The sequence below is a fragment of the uncultured Gemmiger sp. genome, from assembly GCA_944388105.1.
Taxonomy (GTDB): Bacteria; Bacillota; Clostridia; order Oscillospirales; family Ruminococcaceae; genus Gemmiger.
The window spans coordinates 1-7,541 of record CALXHN010000097.1 but is presented as its reverse complement, the minus strand read 5'-3'; the positions used below and the strand labels follow the sequence as shown (position 1 = coordinate 7,541).

8 protein-coding genes are annotated in these 7,541 nt (G+C 61.8%); 1 reads left to right on the top strand and 7 read right to left on the bottom strand.

Annotation, left to right across the window (positions count from 1 at the left end):
• The 3 genes from Q0K17_RS09505 to Q0K17_RS09495 all read right to left on the bottom strand — a co-directional run bounded on the left by Q0K17_RS09505 (window position 1) and on the right by Q0K17_RS09495 (window position 2,812).
• Window positions 1-231: a helix-turn-helix transcriptional regulator gene (locus Q0K17_RS09505; protein WP_294542564.1), complete on the bottom strand. Its 231-nt coding sequence runs from the start codon at window positions 229-231 to the stop codon at window positions 1-3.
• A gap of 403 nt (window positions 232-634) precedes the next feature.
• Window positions 635-1,978: a sodium:alanine symporter family protein gene (locus Q0K17_RS09500; protein ID WP_294542563.1), complete on the bottom strand. Its 1,344-nt coding sequence runs from the start codon at window positions 1,976-1,978 to the stop codon at window positions 635-637.
• Between the two features lie 126 nt (window positions 1,979-2,104).
• Entirely contained in the window at window positions 2,105-2,812 is a 708-nt protein-coding gene (locus Q0K17_RS09495; protein ID WP_294542561.1) for a sigma-70 family RNA polymerase sigma factor, read from the bottom strand.
• Between the two features lie 159 nt (window positions 2,813-2,971).
• Here Q0K17_RS09495 and Q0K17_RS09490 point away from each other — a divergent pair, with 159 nt between their 5' ends.
• Window positions 2,972-3,526, top strand: coding sequence for a GDSL-type esterase/lipase family protein (locus Q0K17_RS09490; RefSeq protein ID WP_294542560.1), 555 nt, complete (start codon window positions 2,972-2,974; stop codon window positions 3,524-3,526).
• 145 nt (window positions 3,527-3,671) lie between these two features.
• On the opposite strand, the gene amrS is transcribed toward Q0K17_RS09490, so the two are convergent.
• From amrS to Q0K17_RS09470, 4 genes are all read right to left on the bottom strand, one after another.
• A complete protein-coding gene (gene amrS / locus Q0K17_RS09485; protein ID WP_294542558.1) occupies window positions 3,672-4,496 on the bottom strand; it encodes an AmmeMemoRadiSam system radical SAM enzyme in 825 nt (274 codons plus the stop codon).
• Window positions 4,493-5,881, bottom strand: coding sequence for an AmmeMemoRadiSam system protein A (amrA, locus tag Q0K17_RS09480; RefSeq protein ID WP_294542557.1), 1,389 nt, complete (start codon window positions 5,879-5,881; stop codon window positions 4,493-4,495). Before amrA ends, amrS begins: the two co-directional genes overlap by 4 nt.
• A 36-nt stretch (window positions 5,882-5,917) precedes the next feature.
• The gene (locus tag Q0K17_RS09475) at window positions 5,918-6,409 is read right to left on the bottom strand and encodes a prolyl-tRNA synthetase associated domain-containing protein (RefSeq protein WP_294542556.1); all 492 of its coding nucleotides are present in this window, start codon (window positions 6,407-6,409) and stop codon (window positions 5,918-5,920) included.
• Window positions 6,410-6,494: 85 nt separating this feature from the next.
• Window positions 6,495-7,406: a hypothetical protein gene (locus Q0K17_RS09470; RefSeq protein ID WP_294542555.1), complete on the bottom strand. Its 912-nt coding sequence runs from the start codon at window positions 7,404-7,406 to the stop codon at window positions 6,495-6,497.
• Window positions 7,407-7,541 lie beyond the last annotated feature (135 nt).

Here is a 7,541-nt window from a genome sequence, read left to right as displayed (position 1 = left end):
TTATCTGCGGGCCTCCCGGGGCGGGTACCGCCGCGGGGTGTCGGTGCAGAGCAGGATGTAGTCGATGCTCACATCGTAGATCTTTGCCAGCGCCACCAGAAAATCGGCGGTCAGCGGCTGGGTACCGGTCTCCAGATAACTGTATTTGCGCTGGGTGATGCCGATCATATCGGCCAACTGCTGCTGGGTGTAGTCGTGATCTTCCCGCAATTCCCGTACGCGATTGGTCATTGTGTCCACCTGCCTTCTTCTATTACAAGAATAGGCTAGATAGATTCTGTCTATTGACTTTTAGATAAATATTATCTACAATAAAGAGAAAATGGACCACAAAAGGGGAGAGCACAAACGAAAATCAATTCTGAAAAGTCGGACGGGCCGGCCGCGGAGGACAAGGCCCGTCAGGATCTGCCCCACCTGGGACTGAATACGCTGGCCTTTCTGCTGCCGCCGGTGGGGGCGGGGATATACCTGGCCCTGCGGCGGACCATGCCCCGGCGGGGCGGTTCGACGGCCCGGTGGGCCTGGGCGGGAGCCGGCTTTTACGCGGGATGCTACCTTGTGCTGTGGCTCTGTTTCCGATAATCAAAAAGCGGCGTGCTTCCGGGCAGGAAACACGCCGCTTTTATTTCTGTCAGTCGTTCTTTTGTCGGGCGATGGAGGCCACCACGCCGGACAGGGCCAGCAGGGCGATCAGGTTGGGAATGGCCATGAGACCGTTGAAAAAGTCGGCCAGTTTCCACACCAGGTCCACCTTCAGGGTGGAGCCCACCAGAACAAACAGCACCACGATGGCACTGTACACCGGCAGGGCCTTGGAACCGAACAGCGCCTTGAAGTTGACCTGTCCGAAGAAGTACCAGCCCAGGATGGTGGAGAAGGCGAAGAAGAACATGCACACGGCAATGAAGACCTGCCCGAACGGCCCGAAGGTCTGGGCAAAGGCTGCCTGGGTCAGGGCGGTGCCGTCCAAGCCTGTAGAGACCAGACCGGAGGTGATGAGCACCAGACCGGTGAGGGTCAGAATCACGAAGGTGTCGATGAACACGCTGACGATGGCCATGGCGCCCTGGTCCTGGGGATGCTTGACCTTGGCGATGGCGTGGGCGTGGGGGGTGGAACCCAGGCCGGCTTCGTTGGAGAAAAGCCCGCGGGCCACACCGTAGCGGATGGCCTGCTGTACCGTCACACCGGCCACGCCGCCGGCCATGGACTGCGGCCGGAAGGCCATGCCGAAGATCTGGGCAAAGGCACCGGGCAGGGCCGTGATGTTCATGAGCAGGATGACCACACAGCCCAGAATGTAGAAGATGGCCATGATGGGGACCAGCTTTTCGGTGACAGCGGCAATGCGCTGTACGCCGCCCAGGAAAATGAACGCCGCAACGGCCGCTACCACAACGCCCACCACCAGTTTGTTCACGCCGAAAGCGTTGTGGAAGGCATCACTGATGGAGTTGGACTGGACCATATTGCCCATGAAGCCCAGGGCCAGCACGATGGCCACCGAGAAGAACCCGGCCAGAAACTTGCCGAAACGCCCCTTGAAGGCGGCGCGGATGTAGTAGACGGGACCGCCGGTCACATGGCCGTCCACGGTGGTCTTGTATGTCTGGGCCAGTACGGCCTCGGCGTAGATGGTGGCCATGCCGAAAAAGGCGGATACCCACACCCAGAACAGCGCTCCCGGGCCGCCGCTGACCAGGGCGGTGGCACAGCCGGTGATGTTGCCGGTGCCCACCTGGGCGGCCACAGCGGTGGACAGTGCCTGGAAGGAGCTCATGCCGTCCTTGCCGGCGGCCTTGCCGTGCAGGCTGAACCCGCCGAACAGACGGCGCATGCCCTCGCCAAAGCGGCGGACCTGGATGAATCCCAGCCGCAGGGTGAAAAAGATGCCGGTGCCTACCAGCAGAAACACAAGGATATAATCCCACAAAAAGTTGCTTGCCTGGGACACCAGGGCGGTAAACTGTTCCATGATACTTTCCGTTCCTCTCTTCCAGTTGTAATACACCAAAACGCTCCCTCAAAACGGAACGTCGATATCTAGGATACCATGATTGCGAAGAAAGGTCAAGTGTATTTGTGTGGAGGACAGACTGGGTCAACGGGGCGCCTCCCCGCTGTGCCATCGCTTGCTCAGCATCTGCAGGGCCCGCTTTTCCAGTCGGGAAATGTAGGACCGGCTGATGTGGAATTCCTCGGCCACCTGCTGCTGGGTCAGGGGAGGGCGCCGGTCCAGGCCGTAGCGCAGGGTCAGGATGCGCTGTTCCCGTTCCGGCAGCTCCGCCACCAGTCCGCGCAGCCGTCTGGCCAGATCCCGCTGCTCGCAGTCGTCCTCCATGACGCCATCATCGGGCAGTACATCTCCCAATGTGAGGGACCCGCCATTCCGGCTGCTGGCTTCCAGCGGTTCCTGCAGCGAGACCACCGTCCCTTCCCGCCGGATATGCCGCAGATGCATGCGGATCTCATTTTCAATACACTGGCTGGCATAACTGGAAAACCGGACCCGGCGTTCGGGCCGGAAGGTATCCACCGCCTTGATGAGCCCGATGGTGCCGATGCTGATGAGGTCGTCCTGCCCGCCCGGGGCGGCATAGTATTTTTTGACCACATGGGCCACCAGCCGCAGGTTGTGGCTGATGAGTCTGTCCCGGGCAGCGGTATCGCCAGCATGCATGGCGGCAAAGGCGGCCTGTTCCTGAGCAGGGGAGAGGGGGCGGGGAAAACTGCCGCTCTCCAGGTGCAGGGCGGCGAACCAGATATGTGCGGCCGCGTTCTGCAGAAACACCCATAAAATTGAAAACACGTTTCTCACCTCCCATTCAGTGCAGGCTATGCAAAAAAAGGGGAGAAAAGAACCGGACTGCGCTTCCTGGAAGAAAGCGGTTGTCCCGGGGGAAACAGACATGTATAATGACCATAGACAAAAAGAAGGGAAAGCGCCATCACAGGGAGGCCTGAACGGATGAATGTGCTGTGCTTCGGAGATTCCAATACCTATGGATATGACCCGCGTTCCCTGCTGGGCGGGCGATATCCCAAGGAAAGCCGCTGGGTGGATATTCTGGCGCAAAAGACCGGCTGGGAAATCATCAACCAGGGAGAAAACGGCCGCTGCATTCCGGATGCGCCTTGTTCTTTCCCCATGCACACCGATCTGGTGATCCTGATGCTGGGAACCAATGACCTCATAAAAACGGGGGGTTCACCGGACAAGGCTGCGTGGAAGATGGAGCGCTTCTTGTCCCGGCCCACCTTGTCGGGGCACCAGATCATGCTGATTGCACCGCCGCCGGTGGTGATCTATGATGAATGGACGGAGGAACCGTGCGGCCCTGATAAAATCATAGACGATTTTGCCGTACTGGCCGCGCACTACCAGACTCTGGCCAAGCAGAGAGGCTTCCGGTTTGCCGATGCGGGAAAATGGCAGGTGGAACTGGCTTTTGACGGCGTGCATTTTACCGAGCAGGGACACCGGACTTTTGCGGAGAAACTCTACGAGGAACTTACCCGTTGAAACGGCTTTGCCGCTGCCATGTGGGGAACTGGGACGCCGGAGCAAGACTGTCCGGCCGCATAAGGAAAGGGTATATAGGTACCGGCATGGAAAAGCAGGGGGCGCAGACCCGTCGGGTCTGCGCCCCCCTGCTTTTTTCTGTGATTCAGCAATTGCCCGTATATACATACCGCAGCTGTTCCCGGGCCAGGTCGGCCAGACGGCAGACGGTGTCCACCGGTGTGGCCGGACGGTCCGCCATCCGATACCGCGGGAAAAAGCGGGAAACATGCAGCGGGATGTCCGGACTGACCGAAGCCAGCCAGACCGACAAGGCCCGCATCTCCTCTTCGCTGTCGTTTTCCCCGGGGACCACCAGGGTGGTGACCTCCACATGGCAGCGTTCCGCCGCCAGGGTGATGGACCGCCTGACCGTTTCCAGGTCCCCGCCCAACCGCCGGTACCAGCTCTGGGTAAAGCCTTTCAGGTCGATGTTCACCGCATCCAGCAACGGCAGCAATTCCCGCCAGGGCTTTTCCGCAATGGTCCCGTTGGTCACCAGCACATTGACCAGTCCGGCCTGATGGACCAGCTCGGCGCAGTCCCGCACATACTCGTAGCCCACCAGGGGTTCGTTGTAGGTGTAGGCCACCCCGATGCTGCCCTTGTCCCGCAGCCGCAGAGCCTCCTGTACCAGCTGCCCGGGGGTGAAGTCCCGGGTGAACGCCTCCGTCCCCGCGGCGGCGATCCCGGCATTCTGGCAGAAAGGGCAGTGCAGGTTGCAGCCGAAACTTCCTGCCGACAGAATCAGGCTGCCGGGGTGGAACCGGCGCAGCGGTTTTTTCTCGATGGGATCCAGCGCCAGGGCGGTGAGTCGGCCATAATTCAGCGATACGATGGTGCCGTTCCGGTTGGCCCGGGCCCGACAGGCGCCGGTCTGGCCCTCATCCAGACGGCAGCGATGAAAACACAATTCACAGGTCACGCTCATAGATGCCGCACCACCTTGAACCGCTGCAGGGTGTAGGGGTCTTCTTCCCGGATACCGCCCTTGCGGCGGGCGATGTCCACCTGTTCCGCTGCCGTGTCCACACCTTCCAGGTCCGGCAGCAGCAGCCCGCGTTTGCGTCCGTAACTCACAATGACGCCGTAGATCTTCGGGTCCAGACGGTCGGGCGAATCCACCGGTTCCGGGCGGCCCAGCACGTCCACGCTGTATTCCAGCTCGTCCAGTTCTCCGGCGCGCACCGGGGGAAACCGGGGGTCCCGGGTCCCGGCGGAGACCGCATTCTGCACGATCTCCCGGGCCACGTTCTCCTCCGTGGGGGTGATGGTCCCGATGCAGCCCCGCAGCCGGCCGTCCTTGTGCAGTGAGACAAAGGTCCCGGCGGCCCGATGGGTCAGTTCGGCGGGCAGGTCGTCCGGCAGGGCCTGCAGCACCCGGCCCTGCCGGAGAAAGGTTTCCAGCGAGAGCCGTGCCAGCCGGACCCAGGGATCCTCTCCGGCCCGACGGGCGGCCATGCGGTCTTTGCGTATCTGCTCGCAGGCAGCGGCGTACCGGCGGGTGTCGTCCCGGCCGGTGACCGGAAAGAGCGCGACACCGTAGCCCACCCCGAAGGTGCCTTCGTGGCTGAGCAGACGGGGCCGGACCGCCAGTCCGTCCAGGGCACCGGCCATGATCTGGAAGGAGCGCAGACCGCATTCGGCTGCACGCTCGCAGAGGGAGGAATCCAGGGTGAAAAAGTCAAGAAAGCTGCCGGTGTCCATGGCCCGGGTCACGGCCTCGTCAAAGACCGGACCTTCCGGTGCAAAGCCGTAGGGCCCGTCGGCCTTGAGCTTGTGGGAAAGATCTCCGCTGGCCACAAAGACGGCACGGCGGCCCAGGCTTTCCACCGCCTGGGCCACACACTGCCCCAGACGGTAGTGGTCCAGGGCCGAAAATCCGGACAGCCCCATCCGCACGATGGGACAGGTCACCCCTGCTTTGCGCAGAAAATACAGCGGAATCAGAACACCGTGGTCCAGGCTGGGGTCCTGCTGGCCCATCGTGCCGGCCTGCAGGCCGGCGGCTTCGGCGCAGCGTATGATTTCCTCCCGCAGGGGGACATCATACGCGGTCTCCATGCGCACCTGGGGCGCACCGAAGGCCGCCATGGAACCCGACGCGCCGCGGCCAGGGGCAATGTGGAAGTAATCCCCGTACAGAATGGTGTGCGGGGAGGAGATGATGAGCACCTCGGGGGCCCAGCGGGCCACCTCTGCGGCGGCTTTGGCCATGGCGTTCCCGGTGGCGGCAATTTCCCGCTCCCGGCCTCTGCCCACCTCGGGCAGCAGAACGGGCGGATGCGGGCTCAGAAAAGCACCCAGCATGGGCATATACGATCACTCCTTTGGGGCAAACGGGGCAGGGGATCAGTCCAGTTCCACAATGTCCACGGCGGTGCCGTGTTCCTGCAGCAATGCGGTCAGGTCCCGGGCTTTCAGCCAGACGGTGGCGGTGTTGTCGTTGGGATGCACGCCGATCAGGCCGGAGCCCTGCCAGAAATCCCGGTCGATGTAAAAATGTACCCGGCACTGGGTATCATTGAGCAGACCGAAGGGGGTCACGGCGCCGGGAACAAGGCCCAGGATCTCCTGCAATTCCTCCGGGGAGGCGAAGGTCAGTGGCTTGGTGCCCTGCCTGCGGCGGAAATCTTTCAGGTTTACCCGCTTGTCTCCCCGCACGGTGATGAGATAATAGTTGCGCCGCTTGTCGTCCCGCACAAAAAGGTTCTTGGCGTCCCGGTCAGGATAGGGCAGCTGCACCCGGGCCAGTTCCTCCATGTTGTAGACGGCGGCGTGCTCGGTGATTTCGTGGCCGATGTGCTTCTCGTCCAGAAACGCATAAACTTCCTGTTTGTTCATACAATGCCTCCTGATCGGATTTTGCCCGCCGGACACAGGCCGATACCCGGATTTTTTATCAGTATACGGCCCGCAGACAGGCAGGTCAAGCCGTCGGTGCCTGTTCCAGACCGGACTTCAGCTGGTCCAGGGCAGCACGGCAGGCAGGAACGGCCCAAAGGGGACGGTATCGCGCCTCTTGGTCAAAAGCTCTGACCAGCATGCGGAGCATCTCCCGGACGGCGGCCAGGGGCGGCTCCGAAGTCCGGGCGGGCAGTCCCGGGGCAAACAGATCCGGGTCCGGCAGCCGGAAGGGGGCCTGCAGCGCATGGGCGTACTGCACAAAGCAGGCTGCGGCTTTTTCGATGTTTCCCTGTTCCAGGTACAGTTCCAGCAGCAGGCCGTCGCTCCTGTCCGGCAGGGCAAAGGTCTCCGCCAGGGTCCGGTAGGCGTCGCACAGCTTGTGGCGCTTGTCCGGGTCCGGCTGCAGCTTGGGATTGGTCATGGTCACCAGGGCGGAGATGGCCTGGGTCACGGCCCGGTACAGCTGTTTCTGGGTCAGTTCCAGGGCCTGTTCCGGCCGGTCCGTTTTCATATAATACAGGGCCCACATACCTCCGATATCCCAGGTCTGCTGGGGCAGTTCCTTCAGCTGTGCGGCGCCCTGCTCCGGGTCACCGTCGGCGATCTCCAGGGCGGCCAGACTGAGGGTGACGCTCTGCCAGTAGGCAGCATTGCCGCCGGAACGTATCCGCTCCAGTAAAGACCGCTTGCTGTCCTTCCATTCCCGCTGCAGCGATTCCGGCGCCGTGGGAAAGAACAGGCGGAAGGAATCATAAGCCACGGCGGCATTGTACTGCAGGGCGGTGCAATTGGGATAACGGCGCAGCAGTTCGTTCAGCTGCTGTTGGGCCGCATCCACGGTGCCGTCCCGCAGAGCCTGCTCCAGAATGGCGTTGATCCGGGTGATGACTTCCTCATCGGCAAGGGTCTCTTCAAATTGCAGCAGGGTATCCACGTTGGTGTCCAGCGCCCGGGCCAGAGGACAAAGCAGGGCGATGTCCGGACAGGAGCTGCCGGTTTCCCCAACTTAAAGAGATAAATGGTTTATTTGCGTTTTTACTCCACTTTGCCGATAAAACGGTAGTAGATT

Excerpts from the sequence above, each read along its gene's own strand:
- Q0K17_RS09505 (WP_294542564.1), bottom strand. The coding sequence starts at position 231 with ATGACCAATCGCGTACGGGAATTGCGGGAAGATCACGACTACACCCAG.
- Q0K17_RS09500 (WP_294542563.1), bottom strand. The coding sequence starts at position 1,978 with ATGGAACAGTTTACCGCCCTGGTGTCCCAGGCAAGCAACTTTTTGTGG.
- Q0K17_RS09490 (WP_294542560.1), top strand. The coding sequence starts at position 2,972 with ATGAATGTGCTGTGCTTCGGAGATTCCAATACCTATGGATATGACCCG.
- amrS (WP_294542558.1), bottom strand. The coding sequence starts at position 4,496 with ATGAGCGTGACCTGTGAATTGTGTTTTCATCGCTGCCGTCTGGATGAG.
- amrA (WP_294542557.1), bottom strand. The coding sequence starts at position 5,881 with ATGCCCATGCTGGGTGCTTTTCTGAGCCCGCATCCGCCCGTTCTGCTG.
- Q0K17_RS09475 (WP_294542556.1), bottom strand. The coding sequence starts at position 6,409 with ATGAACAAACAGGAAGTTTATGCGTTTCTGGACGAGAAGCACATCGGC.